This window comes from Kordia antarctica, from assembly GCF_009901525.1.
Classification (GTDB): Bacteria; Bacteroidota; Bacteroidia; order Flavobacteriales; family Flavobacteriaceae; genus Kordia; species Kordia antarctica.
This window is the reverse complement of record NZ_CP019288.1, coordinates 3,777,310-3,797,053: the sequence shown is the minus strand read 5'-3', so window position 1 is coordinate 3,797,053 and position 19,744 is coordinate 3,777,310. Positions and strand designations below refer to the sequence as shown.

At 32.2% G+C, this 19,744-nt stretch carries 18 protein-coding genes; 14 read left to right on the top strand and 4 right to left on the bottom strand.

Annotated features, from left to right (window positions below; translation table 11 throughout):
* Positions 1-58 precede the first annotated feature (58 nt).
* The 11 genes from IMCC3317_RS15715 (at position 59) to IMCC3317_RS15660 (ending at position 11,803) form a co-directional block, all read left to right on the top strand.
* Complete coding sequence (locus tag IMCC3317_RS15715) at positions 59-1,231, top strand: 2-isopropylmalate synthase (protein WP_160130444.1); 1,173 nt, start codon at positions 59-61, stop codon at positions 1,229-1,231.
* The gene (leuC, locus tag IMCC3317_RS15710) at positions 1,231-2,622 is read left to right on the top strand and encodes a 3-isopropylmalate dehydratase large subunit (RefSeq protein ID WP_160130443.1); all 1,392 of its coding nucleotides are present in this window, start codon (positions 1,231-1,233) and stop codon (positions 2,620-2,622) included. The genes IMCC3317_RS15715 and leuC overlap by 1 nt, the downstream gene beginning before the upstream one ends.
* Positions 2,623-2,632: 10 nt before the next feature.
* On the top strand, positions 2,633-3,217 hold the full coding sequence (leuD, locus tag IMCC3317_RS15705; RefSeq protein WP_160130442.1) for a 3-isopropylmalate dehydratase small subunit: 585 nt from the start codon (positions 2,633-2,635) through the stop codon (positions 3,215-3,217).
* Positions 3,218-3,219: 2 nt separating this feature from the next.
* Complete coding sequence (gene leuB / locus IMCC3317_RS15700; protein WP_160130441.1) at positions 3,220-4,335, top strand: 3-isopropylmalate dehydrogenase; 1,116 nt, start codon at positions 3,220-3,222, stop codon at positions 4,333-4,335.
* Between the two features lie 116 nt (positions 4,336-4,451).
* Positions 4,452-4,604 (top strand): hypothetical protein, encoded by a 153-nt coding sequence (locus tag IMCC3317_RS15695; RefSeq protein ID WP_160130440.1) that lies wholly within the window; start codon positions 4,452-4,454, stop codon positions 4,602-4,604.
* A 266-nt stretch (positions 4,605-4,870) separates the two neighbouring features.
* The gene (serA, locus tag IMCC3317_RS15690; RefSeq protein ID WP_160130439.1) at positions 4,871-6,763 is read left to right on the top strand and encodes a phosphoglycerate dehydrogenase; all 1,893 of its coding nucleotides are present in this window, start codon (positions 4,871-4,873) and stop codon (positions 6,761-6,763) included.
* A gap of 355 nt (positions 6,764-7,118) precedes the next feature.
* A complete protein-coding gene (trhA, locus tag IMCC3317_RS15680) occupies positions 7,119-7,772 on the top strand; it encodes a PAQR family membrane homeostasis protein TrhA (protein ID WP_160130438.1) in 654 nt (217 codons plus the stop codon).
* A gap of 275 nt (positions 7,773-8,047) precedes the next feature.
* A complete protein-coding gene (locus IMCC3317_RS15675; RefSeq protein WP_160130437.1) occupies positions 8,048-9,697 on the top strand; it encodes a DUF4407 domain-containing protein in 1,650 nt (549 codons plus the stop codon).
* Between the two features lie 14 nt (positions 9,698-9,711).
* The gene (locus IMCC3317_RS23690; RefSeq protein WP_160130436.1) at positions 9,712-10,509 is read left to right on the top strand and encodes a LysM peptidoglycan-binding domain-containing protein; all 798 of its coding nucleotides are present in this window, start codon (positions 9,712-9,714) and stop codon (positions 10,507-10,509) included.
* A 202-nt stretch (positions 10,510-10,711) separates the two neighbouring features.
* Positions 10,712-11,371 carry a hypothetical protein gene (locus IMCC3317_RS15665; RefSeq protein ID WP_160130435.1) on the top strand — a complete coding sequence of 220 codons (660 nt, stop codon included), beginning with the start codon at positions 10,712-10,714 and terminating at the stop codon, positions 11,369-11,371.
* Between the two features lie 3 nt (positions 11,372-11,374).
* Positions 11,375-11,803 carry a VOC family protein gene (locus tag IMCC3317_RS15660; RefSeq protein WP_160130434.1) on the top strand — a complete coding sequence of 143 codons (429 nt, stop codon included), beginning with the start codon at positions 11,375-11,377 and terminating at the stop codon, positions 11,801-11,803.
* A 2-nt stretch (positions 11,804-11,805) separates the two neighbouring features.
* On the opposite strand, the gene IMCC3317_RS15655 is transcribed toward IMCC3317_RS15660, so the two are convergent.
* On the bottom strand, positions 11,806-12,495 hold the full coding sequence (locus IMCC3317_RS15655) for a peptidoglycan DD-metalloendopeptidase family protein (RefSeq protein ID WP_160130433.1): 690 nt from the start codon (positions 12,493-12,495) through the stop codon (positions 11,806-11,808).
* A gap of 707 nt (positions 12,496-13,202) precedes the next feature.
* Here IMCC3317_RS15655 and dinD point away from each other — a divergent pair.
* On the top strand, positions 13,203-14,039 hold the full coding sequence (gene dinD, locus IMCC3317_RS15650; protein WP_160130432.1) for a DNA damage-inducible protein D: 837 nt from the start codon (positions 13,203-13,205) through the stop codon (positions 14,037-14,039).
* A gap of 112 nt (positions 14,040-14,151) precedes the next feature.
* On the opposite strand, the gene IMCC3317_RS15645 is transcribed toward dinD, so the two are convergent.
* The 3 genes from IMCC3317_RS15645 to IMCC3317_RS15635 all read right to left on the bottom strand — a co-directional run bounded on the left by IMCC3317_RS15645 (position 14,152) and on the right by IMCC3317_RS15635 (position 17,948).
* Positions 14,152-14,712 carry a hypothetical protein gene (locus IMCC3317_RS15645; protein WP_160130431.1) on the bottom strand — a complete coding sequence of 187 codons (561 nt, stop codon included), beginning with the start codon at positions 14,710-14,712 and terminating at the stop codon, positions 14,152-14,154.
* A 90-nt stretch (positions 14,713-14,802) separates the two neighbouring features.
* Entirely contained in the window at positions 14,803-16,821 is a 2,019-nt protein-coding gene (gene ppk1, locus IMCC3317_RS15640) for a polyphosphate kinase 1 (protein WP_160130430.1), read from the bottom strand.
* A gap of 122 nt (positions 16,822-16,943) precedes the next feature.
* Positions 16,944-17,948 carry an alpha/beta hydrolase family protein gene (locus IMCC3317_RS15635; protein ID WP_160130429.1) on the bottom strand — a complete coding sequence of 335 codons (1,005 nt, stop codon included), beginning with the start codon at positions 17,946-17,948 and terminating at the stop codon, positions 16,944-16,946.
* A gap of 230 nt (positions 17,949-18,178) precedes the next feature.
* On the opposite strand from IMCC3317_RS15635, the gene IMCC3317_RS15630 reads away from it, so the two are divergent.
* Both IMCC3317_RS15630 and IMCC3317_RS15625 read left to right on the top strand, forming a co-directional pair.
* On the top strand, positions 18,179-19,012 hold the full coding sequence (locus IMCC3317_RS15630; protein ID WP_160130428.1) for a universal stress protein: 834 nt from the start codon (positions 18,179-18,181) through the stop codon (positions 19,010-19,012).
* A gap of 192 nt (positions 19,013-19,204) precedes the next feature.
* Positions 19,205-19,717 carry a GNAT family N-acetyltransferase gene (locus IMCC3317_RS15625; RefSeq protein ID WP_160130427.1) on the top strand — a complete coding sequence of 171 codons (513 nt, stop codon included), beginning with the start codon at positions 19,205-19,207 and terminating at the stop codon, positions 19,715-19,717.
* The last annotated feature ends 27 nt before the right edge of the window (positions 19,718-19,744 follow it).

The following is a 19,744-nucleotide window of genomic DNA, read 5'->3' as shown; positions in this document are numbered from 1 at the left end:
AATACAAAGTATACATTCGTGAGTATATAAAGAAACAAACACTGAAAATTTTTAGTTCATGAGTTCAAATCGAGTCTATATTTTCGATACTACATTAAGAGATGGCGAGCAAGTTCCAGGTTGTAAACTCAACACGGAAGAGAAATTAATGATTGCGAATCAGCTAGATACGCTAGGCGTTGATGTGATAGAAGCAGGATTTCCTGTTTCGAGTCCTGGCGACTTCAAATCGGTTGAAGCTATTGCAAAACTGGTAAAAAACGCCACTGTTTGCGGACTCACTAGAGCCGTAGAAAACGACATAAAAGTTGCTGCAGAAGCATTAATATATGCAAAACGTCCACGAATTCATACAGGAATCGGGACTTCTGAGTCACATATGAAATATAAATTCAAAGCAACGCCCGATCAAATTATTGAGCGCGCCGTTGCTGCGGTAAAATATGCAAAATCTTTTGTAGAAGATGTAGAATTCTACGCAGAAGATGCTGGAAGAACCGACAACGAGTTTTTAGCAAGAGTTTGTGAAGCAGCCATAAAAGCTGGCGCAACTATATTAAACATTCCAGATACAACAGGTTATTGTTTACCTGAAGAATATGGCGCAAAAATAAAATACTTAAAAGAAAATGTTACAGGAATCCACAATGCGATTCTTTCCTGTCATTGTCATAATGATTTAGGATTGGCAACAGCAAATTCAATTTCAGGTGTTATGAATGGCGCACGACAAATAGAATGTACGATTAACGGAATTGGCGAACGTGCAGGAAATACTTCGTTGGAAGAAGTTACAATGATTTTAAAACAACATCCATATTTAGATTTAAATACAAATATTAATTCAAAAATGTTGACAGGAATCAGTCAATTGGTTTCTGAAACCATGGGAATGCCTGTGCAGCCAAACAAAGCGATTGTTGGCGCAAATGCATTTTCGCACAGTTCTGGAATTCATCAAGATGGTGTCATAAAACATCGTGAAACGTATGAAATTATGGATCCGAAAGATGTTGGCGCAGCAAATTCGTCTATAGTATTAACCGCAAGAAGCGGACGCGCAGCTTTAGCATATAGAGCTAAAAATGTTGGGTACGAGCTTACGAAACTTGAATTAGATATCATTTATAGTGACTTTTTAAATTTTGCTGACAAAAACAAAGTAGTAACCGATACAGACATTCATCAAATCATGAAAACAAGTACTGTTTCAAAAAGAATGTACGCATAATGAAAAAAACATTATTTGATAAAGTATGGGATTCACATGTTGTAGACAGCATTCCGAATGGACCACAAATTTTATATATTGATAAACATTTAATTCATGAAGTAACAAGTCCGCAAGCATTCAATGAATTAAAAAGAAGAAACATTCCAGTTTTTAGACCAAAACAAATTGTAGCCACTGCCGATCACAATACACCAACGGAAAATCAACATTTGCCTATAAAAGATGCATTGTCACGAAATCAGTTGGAAAAACTACAACAAAACTGTGACGAACACAACATAGAATTATACGCATTAGGACACGAATATAACGGAATTGTGCACGTTATGGCGCCCGAACTTGGAATCACGCAACCAGGAATGACACTAGTTTGTGGCGACAGTCATACTTCAACGCACGGCGCTTTTGGTGCTATTGCGTTTGGTATCGGAACGAGTCAAGTTGCACAAGTATTTGCGAGTCAATCCTTATTATTAAAGAAGCCAAAGAAAATGCGCATTACTGTAAATGGTAGTTTGCGAAAAAATGTGCTTTCGAAAGATGTAATTCTCTATATCATTTCAAAATTAGGAACCGATAGCGGAACCGAACACTTCATAGAATTTGCTGGAGAAGTCTTTGAAAATATGTCTATGGAAGGCAGAATGACAGTTTGTAACATGAGTATTGAAATGGGCGCGCGTGGCGGAATGATTGCTCCAGATGAAACTACTTTTGCGTATGTAGCAGGCAGAAAATTTGCACCAAAAGGAGCAGATTTTGATACAAAAATAGCACATTGGAAAACCTTGAAAACGGACGCTTCCGCAGAATTTGACATAGAATACACCTTTGATGCTTCCGACATAACTCCAATGATTACGTTTGGAACAAATCCAGGCATGGGAATTCAGCTCACAGAAAATATTCCGACAGGAAAAGATGTGAATTTAGAAAAATCATTGGAATATATGAATTTCGAAAAAGGTGCTTCTTTACTAGGTCAAAAAGTAAACTATGTGTTTATCGGAAGCTGTACCAATTCTCGGATTGAAGATTTTAGAGTTGTCGCCGATTATGTAAAAGGAAAACAAAAAGCCTCCAATATAAACGCTTGGTTAGTGCCAGGTTCGCAATTAGTTGCAAAACAAATTAAGGAAGAAGGTTTGGATGAAATTTTTGAAGCATCAGGTTTCAAACTACGGCAACCAGGTTGTTCGGCGTGTTTGGCAATGAATGATGATAAAATTCCAGATGGCGAATATTGCGTTTCTACATCTAACCGAAATTTTGAAGGAAGACAAGGACAAGGTTCACGCACATTATTAGCGAGTCCGTTAGTAGCTGCTGCAACTGCCATTGCTGGAAAAATAGTAGATATAACCATTCCTGTATTGGAAGAAGTTTAAAAAAGAAAACATGAGTACATTCAACACATTTACATCAACGGCATTTCCGTTAGCTGTAGAAAATATAGACACAGATCAAATCATTCCTGCGCGCTTTTTAAAAGCAACTGACAGAGAAGGTTTTGGCGAGAATTTATTTAGAGATTGGCGGTATCACAAAGATGGAAGCGAAAACACTGATTTTGTATTAAATCATCAACAATATTCGGGTTCTATATTGGTTGCAGGACATAATTTTGGTTGCGGTTCTAGTAGAGAACACGCGGCTTGGGCTTTGAAAGATTTTGGATTCAACGTGATAATTTCTAGTTTCTATGCAGATATTTTTAAAGGAAATGCATTAAACAATCATGTATTGCCAATTCAGGTTGCGCCTGAATATTTAAATAGTTTATTACAAGCAATACAAAAAAATCCATCAACCGAAATTGAAGTCAATTTAGAAGCACAAACGGTTTCTTTTGGAACACATAATGCAACATTTGACATTGATCCATATAAAAAAATGTGCTTGCAAAAAGGATACGATGATATTGACTTTTTAGTCAGTAAATTATCAAAAATTGAAGCATTTGAACAACAACATATATACTAACAATGAACTTACACATAGCGGTACTTTCAGGCGACGGAATTGGTCCTGAAGTTACAAATCAATCCATAAAGATATTAAATGCTGTCGCAGAAAAATATCAACATACGTTTACTTTTGAAGAAGCTTTGGTTGGCGCAATTGCTATTGACGAAACAGGAAATCCGTTGCCCGATAAAACGTTGGATTTGTGTTTAGAAGCAGATGCCGTATTATTTGGTGCCATTGGCGATCCGAAATACGACAACGATCCTTCAGCGAAAGTACGTCCCGAACAAGGATTGTTAGCATTGCGCAAATCTTTAGGTTTGTTTGCCAACATTCGTCCTGTAAAAGCGTATGATACTTTATTGGACAAATCGCCTTTAAAGAAACATATTATTGAAAATACCGACATCGTAATTTACCGTGAATTGACTGGCGGAATTTACTTTGGAGAAAAAACATTGAGTGAAGACGGCACGCAAGCTTCTGACTTATGTTCGTATAGCAGAGGAGAAATAGAACGTGTGTCGCATTTAGCATTTAAAGCGGCTCAAGGCAGAACTAAAAAATTAACGTTGGTTGATAAAGCCAATGTATTGGAAACATCTCGTTTGTGGCGAAAAGTTGTCACAGCAATGGCTTCACACTATCCAGATGTTAATTTAGAATTTTTATTTGTGGATAATGCTGCGATGCAAATGGTGTTAAATCCAAGTCAATTTGATGTGATTTTGACCGAAAATATGTTTGGCGATATCATTTCAGATGAAGCCAGCGTTATTGGCGGATCTATTGGATTGTTGGCTTCCGCTTCTATTGGAAACAAATATGCGATGTTTGAGCCAATTCACGGTTCTTATCCGCAAGCTACAGGAAAAGGAATTGCCAATCCGATTGCTTCTATTCTATCGGCGGCGATGTTGTTAGATCATTTTGGACTTTCTAAAGAAGCAGCAACTGTTAGAAATGCAGTAGAACGCGCGATCAAGTTGGAAATTTGTACGCCTGATCTTAATTCAAATGGCGGTTATTCTACGGAAAACGTCGGAACATTTATTGAAGGACTTATTGCAGATTCAAGTGCATTACATATCAATTCAGGAAATATAAGAGTAGGACAATCTACTATAATTTAGTGATTTAGCTTGTTTACATTCCTTTTCAAGCAAAACGAAAAGGAATGTTTATAATTTGCTTTATTTAGGAGTTTAGAAAAGATTCTTTATTTTTATGTACATACAAAATTGAAAAAATGAACAATCAAAAAAATTTTGAAAAAGAAAAGCTTACTGATTTTTGGGGTGAATTTACTGCTCAGCAACAAATTGAGATTAAGATGGCAACTTCTGAAATTGAAAATGGAGATTTTACTGACTACGATTCATTTATGGAAAACCATAGATAGAAATTTAATTTCTGTTTTCTGAGTATCTCAATTGCTTCGCAAGGTATTTTTCATCAAAATGTATTTTGATTTCAATAATGCTCGATATGACAAAACTTATTCTTTCAACAATTTCAACACTACTAAAAAATCACACCATAAACTTTCAATCTAAAAGCACGAAGTATTTTTATCAACAAAAGGATCAAAATTGTTGATTTAATCTTAGAAAAAACAACGTTCCAATAGAATCATTTTAATACTTTTATCGCTTATTATTTTATCTCATGAAAACCGCTCAAAAAAATTACATTTTTGATTTCGACAGTACACTTACAAGTGTGGAAGCTTTAGACGTTTTAGCCGAAATATCTTTGGCAAGTAATCCGAAGAAAGACGAAATTATTCAAGAAATTCAAGAAATTACCAATCTAGGAATTGACGGAGAAATTTCCTTTACGGAATCTTTAGAACGACGCATTAAATTGCTGAAAGCGCACAAGTCTAATTTGGTTGAATTAATTCGCAGATTGCATCAACAACTATCAACTTCTATTGAAAGTAATAAAGAATTTTTTGAGAACTTTTCAGATGATATTTATATAATTTCCTGCGGATTCAAAGAATTTATTGAACCAATTGTAAAAGAATATAATATTCCTGCCGATCGTGTGTACGCAAATACGTTTGCCTTTGATGCCGATGGTTATATTGTCGGATTTGACTCCGAGAATGTACTTTCGCAACACGACGGGAAAATTCAATGCTTGAAAGACATGAATTTGGAAGGAGAAATTCAGGTTATTGGCGATGGTTATAGTGATTATGTCATGCGGAAAGCTGGCGTTGCCGATAAGTTTTTTGCCTTTACAGAAAATGTTTCTAGAGATAAAGCCGTAGAACAAGCTGATCATGTAACGCCTTCGTTAGATGAATTTTTATTTGTAAACGATTTACCTCGAAACATCTCATATCCAAAGAATAGAATCAAAATATTATTGCTAGAAAATATTCATTCAGACGCGTTTGATCGTTTGGCAGATGATGGTTTTAGTGTAGAAATATTATCGCATAGTTTGTCAGAAGAAGATTTAATCGAAAAAATAAAAGATATTCACGTTTTGGGAATTCGTTCCAAAACACAAGTGACACCAAACGTAATTAAAGCCGCTAAAAAATTATTAGCAATTGGTGCGTTTTGTATCGGAACCAAGCAGATTGATTTACAAACATGTAAGGAACATGGAGTTGTCGTGTTTAATGCGCCGTATAGCAATACGCGTTCGGTGGTTGAATTAGCAATTGGAGAAATTATAATGTTGATGCGAAGTGTATTTCCTAGAAGTACCGAATTGCACAACGGACAATGGAATAAAACCGCAAAAGGTTCACGCGAAGTTCGTGGAAAAAAGCTTGGAATTATTGGATACGGAAACATTGGAAAGCAGTTATCTGTCTTGGCAGAATCAATGGGAATGTTGGTTCATTATTATGATATTGAAGATCGTTTGGCACTCGGAAACGCGCAAAAATGCAAGTCGTTAGAAGAGTTACTTTCAATTTCTGATGTGGTTTCATTACACGTAGATGATAACAATGCGAATCGGAATTTCTTTGGCAAAACACAATTTGACCAAATGAAAGATGGCGCAATATTAATCAACTTAGCCAGAGGTTTTGTAGTAGATATTGGTGCGCTAAAAGTTGCCTTAGAAAGTAAAAAAATTGTAGGCGCTGCTATTGATGTGTATCCTGAAGAACCACGCGCTAACGGAAAGTTTGAAACACCATTGAAAGGATTAAACAACGTAATTTTAACGCCACATGTTGGTGGAAGCACAGAAGAAGCACAACGTGATATTGCTGATTTTGTTCCAAATAAAATTATGGCGTATATCAACTCTGGAAATACAGTTGATGCTGTAAACTTTCCAAACATTCGCTTGCCACGACAAACTAATGCACATCGTTTCTTGCACATTCACAAAAATGTACCTGGAATCATGGCAAAAGTCAACAAAGTATTGGCAAAATACGAATTGAACATTACAGGACAATATTTATCAACCGACAGTAGCGTTGGATATGTGATTGTCGATGTCGATAAAGAGTATAACAAAGAAGTTACTTCTGCGTTGAGAAATATTGAGCATACGATTAAGTTTCGAATTTTGTATTAAAAAATAGAGAAGAGAAAAAAGATCGCTTTGCTTTTAGAGTATAGACCGTTAAAATAACGTCATTGCGAAAGTTTTTTACATTGAGCAGAGTCGAAATGTAAAAAACTTGTGGCAATCTGTTCAGTTAATACGCAGATTACTTTGACTTTGCGCTCAAAATAAAGAAGATTGCAAGACGTCAGATCGAGTGATTTTTACATTGAAAAGAATTTGAAATGTAAAAATTGTATCGAGATCCAATTTTATTACATTCGCTTCCGTTTACTTCTCGATAGTTCTGCTGAGTTTATCGAAGTACAATTCGCTTTGGCGAATTACTCGAAGTGACGATTCTTAACTCACAAACAAACACCATTTGAAACCAGAAAAAGAAGCTGTTTATTATTCGCCCTTAGAGGAAAAACTCAATATCATTTCGCACGGAATTGGCGTAATTTTAGGTGTTATTGCGTTGCTCTTTTTAGTAACACATGCGGTTCAAGAAGGCGAAGCTGTTCATGTGGTGAGTTTTACCATTTACGGATTGAGCATTATTATTTTGTATTTGGCATCTACATTATATCACAAAGCAATAAAACCGAATCTTAGAAACCGACTGCGCATTTTTGATCACGCAGCAATTTATTTACTCATTGCAGGAACGTATACGCCTTTTGCGTTAGTTACTTTAAAAGGGACAACTGGCTGGATTATTTTCGGAACAGTTTGGGCGTTTGCCGCGATTGGAATTACGCTGAAACTTTTCTTTACAGGCAAATTTGACAAACTTTCTACCATGATGTATGTTTTTATGGGTTGGATTATTGTGTTTGCCATAAAACCATTAATCGCGAATTTATCCTACGAAGGTTTATTTTGGCTCATGGCTGGCGGGATTGCTTATACAATTGGTGCTATTTTATACAGCATTCGAAAATTGCCTTTTAATCATGCTATCTTTCATATTTTTGTATTGATCGGAAGTATTTGTCACTTTATTTCTGTGTATTTTTATGTGTTGCCATTGTAGGAAATTATGATGTTCATTTTGTAATTCTATTTTATATGAAAGCGTGTTGTGAGTTTACAGAAATGGTTTTACTTTGAGCTCTTCAATAAATCGTTTAAAATTGGTGGTTTATGTATCATTACAAACGATAAAAAAGCTACAACACCCTTATTTTTTAATCACTGATTATTCTCAAAACTTTTCTCTTTGCGGAAAACCGTAATTATTACTACAATAAATTAATTATTTTTATTGCGTTAATGAAATTTTTAATAATAAGCATTTATTATTCTTAAATGAGCCAATCACAAAGAAAGCAAAATAAATTTTTATTATTCTGCTCTGGGGCAAGTAAAGAGATTCTTCAAAAATGTCCAGAGTCAGAATATAATAAATATATAGGAATTGGAATTTCTGTTCTGTTAACAGGAATTTTAGCAGCTGTTGCAGGCGGATATGCAATACATTATGTTTTTGACTCTCTCATATATTCTTTTCCTTTTGGAGTAGTTTGGGGGTTTATGATTTTGAATTTAGACAGAGTTATTATCTCTAGTATGAGAAAACGAAATAACTTTGGAGGAGAGTTTTTACATGCACTCCCTAGAATAATATTAGCTTTAGTAATAGCTGTTGTTATTTCTAGGCCTTTCGAATTAAGGCTTTTTAAAGATGAAATTGATCAGTACTTAGTTGGTAAACTTGAATCCGAAAAACTTTCCATTGATAATATTTATGAAGAAAAGATAAATAATGTAGAAAAAGATCTCCAAGAAAAAGAAAAATCAGCCAATGATAAAAATGATGGTAAAAAATCAAAAGATCGAGATGAAATTAGAAAATTAGAAATACAATTAACAAAATATCAAGGGTTAAGAGATGTAGCATATAACAGTTACAAATGTGAATGTGATGGAACTTGTGGCACTAACAGTCCAGGTGATGGCCCAGAATGTAAAAGAAAGAGGAAACATTATGAAACTACTCAGAAAGAGTTTGAAACGCAAACAAAATTGACAAACTCAGCAATAAAAAAAATTCAAGATCAAATTTTAGAAAAAGATTCAGTAAATGAAAGCATTTTACATAAATATCAAATTGAGAGAGATACTATAATTTCAGACATAAGAGTAAAAAGAGAAAATCACAAAATAAAGCTTCAAGAACAATTTTCTGAATCCTTTTTAGCTAGGAGTAACGCTTTATGGGAACTATCTAAAAGTGAATTAAGTATTCTTGTTGCTAGTTTATTTATCACATTCCTTTTTATAATTATTGAGATAACACCTGTTTTTGTTAAGCTAATAAGTCCTAAAGGAGCTTACGACTATCTTTTAATTGATGAAATAGAAAAAACTAAACATAAAATCTCAAAAACCAGAATAGATGAAAAAATTGATTTATATGACAAAAAAATAAAGGAATATGACGCTCAAATTATGGAATATGAGCAAAAAGAAAAGATTGAGGTTTCTAAGGCTTTCATCAAAGAAAAAACACCACTAGAAATAGATAAAGTCAAAGAATTATTGAATACTTGGAAAAACAATAAATTTGATTCGTCTAAGTATTTAAATAATTTGAATGAAAAATTTGAGAATACTTTAATGAGCATTATATCAAGTAAACTTGAGGAGTTTAATAAAATAAATGATGGGGAAGAAGAAGTTATAATATACCGAAATTCACAAGCATCTCCAATTTCAGAAAATAAAACTAATCAGAATAAAAAAAGTTTAAGGAATACCATAAAGAAAACACTTGACAACAAATTTACACGTGCAATCTTTGTATTTATCATTATTTGTGCTATTTACAAATATGCAGATGAAAGATATAAAGAAGATTTTGAAAGATGGCGTGTGCTTCTGCCTCTGTATTTAACAATCACGTCTGGTTTTTTGATTGAGTTGGTAAAAGCGTCTAATATTAAGGAAAAAAATTAAAAAAATTATTTAATATGGAAAAACTGGAGAAAACTTTCATGCAGATAGCTCAACCATACATTAAAACTATATTGTTTGCTATTATTGGGACTCTAATTTTCACTATTACTATTGATTACAAAATAGAGAATAGGGAAGAAATAAATGAGAAACTTACTAAAGATTATCAAAAGAAAAGAGATAGTTTATTATCGATTGTAAATAATCAGGGTAAAAAATTATCAGAAAAAAAAGATCTTATATCTGATCTTTTGGAAAAATCAAAAAAAGATAGCATAGCAATTGATAGTTTAAAAAATTCAGGTATAAATATTGAAATTATTGTAAATAATTCTGAAAAACATAAAGAAGGTATTAATAATTTAGTATCAACTGCAAGTAATTATTTAACTAACAAAGTCTACATAAGAGATGAACATAAAATTATAATAAAAGAACTAAATAAATTATATGATATAAAAGGTCTAAGTGATCCTCAAAACAAAGGTTTATTAGAAAGAATAAGAGAGATGAACAGTCTACAAATAATAAATTTCAAAAAAAATGCTGGTTCGATGAATCAGGATAATATTGTGACTGAGGCTGACCAACTTTTAAAGTTGACATGGCTTACTAAAACTCAAAAAAAAATGCTTCATAAAATAAAAAATACACTAAAAAAGAAAATACATTTTGTTAAAGAGAAAGAAACATTATATAGTATATCTAAAAAATATAATATTAGTGCGGATAAATTAATTGAGATGAATCCAGATAAAATAGACGGTGATGGAAATATAAAGGCAGGAGATACATTAAAAATTTCGAATTAGAAAAGAAAGAAAAATCAATGAAATTTTACACCTATTAATTTATCCTACTCAAAAAAGTATCAATGAAGAAACTTTGATTGCACACTATGAATATCCCACAGAAGATTTAAGAAGTGTAGCAAAAGATTGGTTTGCTGATGGGTTTTGACTCCAAAAGGCAAACTCAATTGTATAGCTCTAATCTTTAGCTTATTTTTACAAAATGAGAAACATACTATTTATATTTTTTGTTGGAATTTCCAATCTTGCATTTTCACAAACTATTGCACAAATTGATTCTGTATCTAATGTTTTCTGTGACTATCTGAAACAATCAGATATTAAAAATGATACACTAAAAATAAGTTCATTATACAACGAACAATTCAATCCTTATTTAAGAAAAATTGACCAATCAAAAGTCCAGAAAATTGGAAAACAGCTTTTCTACAGACTTCAAAGAAATTGCTTAGAATTTAGCGAATTATTAGACAGATTAGAACCGCCGAAAGAAGCTATTGTTCGAATCACTGAAAAACCTACATCTGAAATTTCTCGAAAACAACTCAAACAATTCAAAAATCAAAAAGATTTTTATTATTTAGAAGTTGCAGGAGACACAACGAATGTAGTTATGCAAGATGGATTTTGGACAGATTCTTTTTCTGATAAAACGTTCTCAAAATTAACGTACAACTGGATTAATGATACTGAATTTGAATTAACTTTTATAGAAAGTAACAATGAATCGAGATCGAATTTTAGTGTAAAAGGAGATATATACGTGTACCAAGTTTTGTCAAAAGAAGATGGTTTTTACTTTATGAGTGTTCATATTCCAGGGCAAAAAACGTACGACAAATTTAAAATATACTACAAATAAGGTATGCAACAACGCGCTACAATTATCACTTTAGGAGTTGACAACTTAGAAATTTCTACTGCTTTTTATGTAGAAAAATTTGGTTGGAAAAAGATGAAATCAAGCACTAAAAATATTTCTTTTTTTCAGTTAAATGGATTGTTGCTTTCTTTATATCCAAAAGATAAATTGGCTGAAGATGCTACTGTTAATTCCGCAGGTTCTGGATTCAAAGCATTTACATTGGCATACAACACACGAACGAAAGAAGAAGTTGATACTATCATTACAGATTTAGCCAATAAAGGTGTGAAAATCGTGAAACAACCCGAACATGTTTTTTGGGGCGGTTATAGCGGTTACATTGCCGATCCTGATGAAAATTTATGGGAAATAGCTCATAATCCGTTTTTGGAATTAGATGCTGACGGAAATACGATTGAAGAAGTTTAAAATCATTCCAATCGCAACAATAAATTAGGATCAGGACAATTTTCTTTGTAAAAATCTAAATCTTTTTTAGAAGCAACTCCTGGATAATCGCCTTTGTAATTTTGGATATCTTTTATGATTTGAAAATGTAAATGTGGCGGATAATCTCCGTTTACACTTGCATTGCCCAATTTTGCAATTTCTTCTCCTTGCTTGAATTGTTGTCCTACTTTAATATTTTTGATTGAAGCTACGCTTAAATGTCCATATAAGGTATAAAACTCAATAGTTTCAATAGCATGTTTTAGAATTAGTGTTGGTCCATAATCGCCAAAATTGGTGTTGTTTTGAAAGCTATGAACTTCGGCATCTAAAGGTGAATAAATTGGTGTTTCTGCAGCAATCCACAAATCGATTCCTAAGTGAATATTCCGTTCAGTTTTTGGATTATTATTGAAATAATTACTGCGTTGGTAAATGTTTCTCGTTTCTATATAACCGCCAAAAGCAACTTGCGCATTGTTTGACAAAATATGTTTGTCAATATAATTCTCGAGTTTTTCAGAAGAAGAAACATCAATGGTTTTCAACGCTTCATTCGTCACTGACAAATCTAACTTTACATACGCTGATTTTGGAATTCTTGAATCTAAAACATACAAAGATTGATTTCCTAAACGATCAAGAAGTTGTGTGAATGTTTCTGAAGACATGCGCGTATTTTTTTATCAAAAATAAACTTTTAGAATTAAAAAATTCAATAATTTACTCATTGAAAATCAAAGTAGATTTCGATAGTTTTACTGAGTTTGTCGAAGTGTAAAATTCTTCTATAATTTCACTCAATCTGACGGATTGAAATGTTTTTTTCAGCCACGAATTCACGAATTTTTTTTAGTTTGTTTATTACATGTTTTAAATACTTAACCTGAGTTCGATATAAAAATTCAGAGTGTTTTTTTGTCTTTTCCGCAGTATAGCAGGGATTTTTCGTTAAGAATTTTTGAATCCTTGGAGAAAATTTAGAAAAATTCATGCGGTTTTAGTTTTTCCTTAAAAGAAAAACTAAAAATACCTCTGGAAAAGCGCACTTTCTTTTGTTTCTTTTCTTTGTGCGAGCAAAGAAAACGAAAATAAAAAAATGAAAATCAAATGCTCAGCACTTATTTTAAAAATATGTTTAAAATTTTACTTAAGTAAACTTATGTCGAACTCACGTTACTTAGGAAAGCTTGTCTGCTATTCTGCAACTAAATAACTGCAACTACGGGAAACCGAATTGTTTATCTGTACTATTTGTATTATTTTTATGGAAATAACAGCAATTTCAGATCAAAAATCCTTTTGTAGATACGTTGTGTAGCATAAAATGAACACTTTAGATTTACACTATTTCGATTAAAATTTATACTTTTTAAAAATGAAAACATCCATCATACATAGCCTTACTGAAAACTTTGAATCTCATGCTCAGAAAACTTCTGATGATGTAGATTTTTGGATGGCAAGAGATTTACAACATCTTTTAGGGTATAAAGAATGGAGAAACTTCAATCTAGTAATTAACAAAGCTAAAACCGCTTGTGAAGTTTCTGAGCAACTAATAAATGACCATTTTGTTGACGTCAACAAAATGGTTACACTTGGTTCTGGAAGCGAGAGAGAAATTGAAGATATTATGCTCACGCGATTCGCCTGTTATCTAGTTGCACAAAACGGAGATTCGCGAAAAGAAACAATAGCATTTGCACAACGTTATTTTGCAGTTCAAACTAGAAAAGCAGAACTTATTGAACAAAAAATTCTTGAACACGAAAGAGTTCAAGCTAGAGAGAAATTAAAAGCTACCGAAAAAGAATTATCGCAAGTAATATTTGAGCAAACTGGAGGTAATCAAAATTTTGCCCTAATAAGAAGTAAAGGTGATACTGCGTTGTTTGGAAAAACTACACAACAAATGAAAGATAGATGGGGAATAAAGAATAAACCTTTAGCTGACTTTATGCCTACAATTCTTTTGAAAGCAAAAGATTTCGCTACGGAGATTACGATATTTAATGCGAAAGGAAATCACATGAAAACAGAAGGTCAAATTTCAAGAGAACATAGTACTAATAATAAATCTGTTCGTAATACGTTAATTTCACGTGGAATTAAACCTGAAAATTTAGCACCTGAAGAAGATATTAGTAAAATAGACAGACGTTTGAAAAGTGACGAAAAGAAGAGTTTAAAAAATCCGAAAAAACTGAAATAATGCTACATACATTAATTGAAGTTTATTTTGACAGACTCAATTCAAGTGCAGCTTTAGTCAATAACCAAAATTAAAAATTCGTGAATTCGTGGCAAAACCTTTATTTTCCAACTCAATGCACTAAATAAGTCACTTTAGTTTTTGCACGCATCTGCGGAATTACCTTTTCTATAAGTAGTTGTTTTTGTCTTTCTGATTCTATTGAAAACTGGTATTCATAAATTTTTTGATTATATTGAAACTCTAAATGATTACAGACTATTGCTCTACGTTTATAACTTCCGTCGGAATTAGTTTTCACTACATATCCTAAATAATCTGCGATGCTAAATTTAATATATGTTACTTCTGTAAGTGGATAAATCTCAGTAAAATCAATAGTAATTTCATTTTCATCAAAAAAAAGAAGCCCTTTCTTTTTTAGATAAATTCCATCTACACCTTTAATGATTTTTATGACTTGTATGAAAACACAAATCGAAAAGAGAAAAATTAGTAATTTGAACACAGCATACTCAAGTAGATTTATTTCGTAAACTTTAAAATAAACAGCAGCAAAACCTAGCATTGAAATAAGTCCAACAAATCCTATGTAGCCAATTATTTTTTCATTGAAAATATTGAATAAAACTCCTTTTTTAATAATTACCAAATCAAAAGCTATTCTTTCCATTGCAACGTATTTGCTTTTCTGTAATTAACAATTTATAAGTATAAATAAAACTCACAAAATGAAATTTTTGAATCAAGTTGAAGGTGACATTTAAGAATTCATCTTCACCAATTCTTCATATGCTTTTTGTTGCGCGTGAATGGCTTTTTCGTCTGTTTCAATATACTTGTTTTTCTGCTTTGCGTCCATAATTCTGGCTTTTACAGAATCGTTCCATTGCCATTGCACAAATTTGCGTAGTTTTTTATGTATATCAGCGTCCAAAATTGGTGTAATCACTTCAATTCGGTGATCTAAATTTCGTGTCATCCAATCGGCAGAACCAATATATAGTTTTTCTTTTCCGCCATTAGCGAAAATATACACACGCGCATGTTCTAAATATTGTCCTAAAATACTTTTTACAGTAATGTTTTCACTTTGATTTGGAATGCCTGGCACAATGCAACAAATTCCGCGAACAATCATGTCAATTTTTACGCCTGCGTTGCTTGCTTCGTATAAAGCATCAATCATTTTGGTATCTTGAATACTATTCAATTTTAAAATAATATAGGCTTCCTTTCCTGCTTTTGCATTTTTGATTTCGTTGTCTATCAACTCTAAAAATGTACTTCGCGTTGTAAATGGAGAAATTAATAATTTTTTGCTTTTCGGAATGATGATTTCACGTTCCAATACTTGAAAAACTTGGATCAACTCAGATGTGATTTTTTCATTCTTCGTCATCAAACAAAAGTCAGTATATAAAGTTGCCGTTTTTTCATTAAAATTTCCTGTACCAATATATCCGTAAAGTACTGGTTTTTCGTTTTCTATTCGTTCAATACTTAGTATTTTAGAATGTACTTTAATGCCTGGGTAACTGTAAATTACTTTTGCGCCATTTTCTTCTAAAATAGTTCCCCATTTTATATTATTTTGCTCGTCAAATCGCGCTTTAGCCTCCATAAAAACCGTGACTTCTTTGCCGTTTTTCGTAGCATCAATCAATGCTTTGGTCAATCGAGATTCTTTGGCAACACGATAAAGTGTAATTTTGATTTTAGATACAAGTACATCTTTTGCCGCTTCTTCTACTAATTCTGCTACATGATCAAACGATTCGTATGGAAAATAAAGCATTCTATCTTTTTCAGTAATCGCTTCAAAAATACTATCATATGCATCCAATTGTTTGTTTCTAACTGGCAAAACATCTGGTATTGATAAGTTTTTGTCTGTTGGATTCGGGAAACCGAAAAAGTCTTTAAAATTATGATATGAACCGCCTAAAACGATGTCTGTATCATTTACATTCAATTCGTCTTTCAGCTCATCTAACAAGTTTTTAGGTGCTTTCTGATCGACTAGAATTCTTGTAACTTGACCTGTTTTTCTATTGCCTAAAGAGTCTTTTATTTTTTGTAATAAATTGCCCGAATATTCATTTTCAATATACAATTCCGCATCGCGCGAAACTTTTATTGAGTAAAACGTGTTTTCAGGATATACTTCTTTGAAATTGTGCTTTAAAATATCGTCAATAAACGTAATGCTACACGTATCATTTTCAGTAGGAAATACTATAAATCGAGGTGTGTTTGAAGGAATTTTAAAAACGACTAATTGTCCTTCATAAATAGAAGCTAAATACAATTGTTCGTTCTCGATAAAGATATCTTCTTCTGACGAAATTTTATAATTGAGCGTCAATTTTGACTCTAATTCTTCTTTGTAATATGCTTTCGCGAATTGTGCTTGCGCTTCTGAAAAACGTGTAGAATCAATCAAAGAAATACCTTCTTTTTCCAGTGCTGGAATGATTTGATTTTTAAAGATATTTCCAAATTCTTGTTGTTGCAGATTGACTTCTTTTTTAATTTTACGCAGCAATCTATTTGGCTTTGTAATCAACTTTTTACGTAAACCTTTGTCCAATTGTTTAATCTGGCGAATAGCCGAAACTCTTACTTTGAAAAATTCATCCAAATTCGATGAAAATATGGCTAAAAACTTGATGCGTTCGTACAATGGATTTCGCGCATCGGCAGCTTCTTGTAAAACACGATGGTTAAAACGTAACCACGATACATCTCTGTTATAATATTCACTGGAAATTAATGACATTCGTATAGTACTTTAAGTAAACAATTGTTTTTAATTATATAAGCACGAAAATACTCAATATTTTATCAGCAAGCATTTATTTTTGTAAAGGCTTAACAATATGGTAAAGTTATTCGTTGAAATTATTTTTGATTAGTCCAATTGATAAATTGCATAAATACGTTGTTCCAATTTTTTCTATGTACGCCATTTATTTCTTTTTCATAGGAATGATTACAACCTAAACACACTTTAAATGTGAGGTTTAATTTTCTTTTTTGCATAAATTGTATTGGAAGCAAATACGCGGTTTCAATTGGAGTACTTTCATCTTCTGTTGCGAAATAAGCAAAAATCGGAATGTCTAATTCTAGTAAATATTCAATTGGTGGTTTTTCATAGGAAGACCAACGTTTATTTGTATATCCAAAATGATCGATTTCTGTTGAGTTAGGATTGTCTATCACGGATTTATACCATTCAATAATTCCCATAATGTTTTCATGCGCCAATGAATCTGATTGCTTTTCTGTTAAAGATTCGATTCGATTAAAAAGTGAAAATTCATAAAAATTGTTCAGTACATTTCCCGACCAGAATCCTAAATGAGTTATTGCATCATTTTTTGAAGCCAATGCTGCTGCAATCGTTGCGCCTTCTGAATGACCGTAAACTATTATTTTTTGTGGTTTTTCTAAATGATTTTTTACAATATCTTTAATTGATACATCAATTTGATTCACTCTATATTCGAGGTAATTATTTTTATAATATTCCTCAGGAATTGACAAGTTACTTTCATCATATATTCCTGCAATTCCTGGTTTCGGAATAATGGCAAATGTATAGGTTGAATCAACTTGTAAATAATCATCTGCAAACCATCTTGAAATTGTTGTTTTTCCATTTTTTTTGGAATAAGAAAAAATAGGATTCGGATCAGTTCCTTGAATATATACAATTAAATTGCTTGGTTTTGTTTTATAGTTTTTTAAATAGTATGTAATTGTATCCGATTTTTCAACAACCTGACCTTCAATAAAATCATATTTTTTTAAAGCGTCATTAATTGTTGGAATTTTATTTTTTTGAGCTATTCCAATTGCAGAAACCAACAAGAATAAATTGAGAAATATTATTTTTTTCATATGCTGTTTTTGAATAAGACGTTTGTAACGCAAAAAAGTTACGATGCTATTTTTTGTCAATGTTTTTAAAAATTTACAGCAACTTACTGAATAATTTATCGAACATGACAAATATCATAGATTTCGGGTATAACATTGGCTAATTTTGGATAATACTTAACGCGCTTTTACACTATAAAAACTAGACACACAGTTGTTTTCAATGACAATTGAATATAAAATAGCTCACTATGAAAAAAATTATTGTACCCATTGATTTTTCAAAACATTCAGAATTTGCCTTGGAAGCAGCCGCAATTTTAGCGCGCAAGCACGAAGCAGAAGTGATTGCTTTGCACATGTTAGAATTGTCGAATGCTGTTATTTCTGAAAACGAAAGTGAACTCACACAAGAAACTGTTTTTTACTTAAAGTTGGCAGAGAAAAGGTTTAATGAGTTTTTAGATAAACCATTTTTAGAAGGTATTACCGTTACGCCACTTATTAAACATTTTAAGGTATTTAGTGAAGTAAGTGATGTAGCGCAAGATCATAATGCAGATTTAATTGTAATGGGATCGCACGGTTCTAGCGGAATTAAGGAAATTTTTATTGGTTCTAATACGGAGAAAGTTGTGCGCCATTCGGATATTCCTGTATTGGTTATTAAACACAATCCGATTTTGATGGATTTTGAAAACGCAGTCTTTGCGTGTGACTTCTCGCGAGAAGCGGTAAAACCTTATATAAACGCTACAAAATTAATTGCGAAGCTTGGCGCGAAATTACACTTAGTGTATGTAAACTTACCAGGTTCAAGTTTCCAAAGTTCATCTGAAATTGAAATTAAAGTATCCGATTTCTTGAAAGTTGCCGATGGAAATTTAGATAAAATGGACAGCGTACATTATGTAAATGATTACACCATAGAAAAAGGAGTTTTGAACTTTGCAAGCGCACAAAATGCAGATTTAATAGCCGTTGCAACGCACGGACGCACAGGATTGTCACATTTCTTTGAAGGAAGCGTTTCAGAAGATATTGCAAATCATTCTGTACTGCCCGTAATGACATTTAAGATTTAGATTGTTAGTTAATCTATTATTTATTTATTTATTGTAGAGAAAAGCAGGGAATTTTAGAATTTCCTGCTTTTTTGGTTTGTGAATATTTCTTTATGATTTTGATATTAGATTTAATTCGAATAGATTTAGCAATAGTAAACTTGTAGAAATACGTTTGCATTCATTGAAACATCAGTTAATATAAACCTGAAAATGATACTAAAAAATAGCAATTCAGAAGATATTCCAGAAATTTTTAGGCTATACAGATTGGCTACAGAGTTTCAAAAAGTGAAATTTCCAGAAAACCTTTGGCCAGAATTTGATCTAAAATATATAACTACTGAAGTTGTTGAAAAGCGACAGTTTAAGTTAGTAATTGAAGATAAAATAGCTTGTATTTGGGCAATAACATATAGTGATGACCAAATTTGGGAACATAGCGAAAATGATGCTGCTATATACATTCATCGGATAGCCACAAACCCTGAATTTAGAGGAAATAACTTTGTGCAGATAATTGTTGATTGGTCTAAAAATTTTGCCCGAAAGCACCATAAACAATTTATTAGAATGGATACTTGTGGAAAAAATGAGCGATTAATAGCTCATTATAAAAGTTGTGGATTTAATTTTTTGGGAATGAAAAAATTAGAAAATACCGCTGGATTGCCTTCACATTATCATAATGCAGACGCATGCTTTTTTGAGATTGAATTGGAATAGCATTTACCAACAACATTTATACCTCAT

Coding starts and splice junctions, on each gene's coding strand:
- IMCC3317_RS15635 (WP_160130429.1), bottom strand. CDS start 17,948: ATGAAAAAAATAATATTTCTCAATTTATTCTTGTTGGTTTCTGCAATT.
- IMCC3317_RS15655 (WP_160130433.1), bottom strand. CDS start 12,495: ATGTCTTCAGAAACATTCACACAACTTCTTGATCGTTTAGGAAATCAA.
- IMCC3317_RS15675 (WP_160130437.1), top strand. CDS start 8,048: ATGAGCCAATCACAAAGAAAGCAAAATAAATTTTTATTATTCTGCTCT.
- IMCC3317_RS15695 (WP_160130440.1), top strand. CDS start 4,452: ATGAACAATCAAAAAAATTTTGAAAAAGAAAAGCTTACTGATTTTTGG.
- IMCC3317_RS15660 (WP_160130434.1), top strand. CDS start 11,375: ATGCAACAACGCGCTACAATTATCACTTTAGGAGTTGACAACTTAGAA.
- IMCC3317_RS15630 (WP_160130428.1), top strand. CDS start 18,179: ATGAAAAAAATTATTGTACCCATTGATTTTTCAAAACATTCAGAATTT.
- IMCC3317_RS23690 (WP_160130436.1), top strand. CDS start 9,712: ATGGAAAAACTGGAGAAAACTTTCATGCAGATAGCTCAACCATACATT.
- IMCC3317_RS15665 (WP_160130435.1), top strand. CDS start 10,712: ATGAGAAACATACTATTTATATTTTTTGTTGGAATTTCCAATCTTGCA.
- leuB (WP_160130441.1), top strand. CDS start 3,220: ATGAACTTACACATAGCGGTACTTTCAGGCGACGGAATTGGTCCTGAA.
- serA (WP_160130439.1), top strand. CDS start 4,871: ATGAAAACCGCTCAAAAAAATTACATTTTTGATTTCGACAGTACACTT.
- IMCC3317_RS15625 (WP_160130427.1), top strand. CDS start 19,205: ATGATACTAAAAAATAGCAATTCAGAAGATATTCCAGAAATTTTTAGG.
- dinD (WP_160130432.1), top strand. CDS start 13,203: ATGAAAACATCCATCATACATAGCCTTACTGAAAACTTTGAATCTCAT.
- leuD (WP_160130442.1), top strand. CDS start 2,633: ATGAGTACATTCAACACATTTACATCAACGGCATTTCCGTTAGCTGTA.
- IMCC3317_RS15645 (WP_160130431.1), bottom strand. CDS start 14,712: ATGGAAAGAATAGCTTTTGATTTGGTAATTATTAAAAAAGGAGTTTTA.
- IMCC3317_RS15715 (WP_160130444.1), top strand. CDS start 59: ATGAGTTCAAATCGAGTCTATATTTTCGATACTACATTAAGAGATGGC.
- leuC (WP_160130443.1), top strand. CDS start 1,231: ATGAAAAAAACATTATTTGATAAAGTATGGGATTCACATGTTGTAGAC.
- ppk1 (WP_160130430.1), bottom strand. CDS start 16,821: ATGTCATTAATTTCCAGTGAATATTATAACAGAGATGTATCGTGGTTA.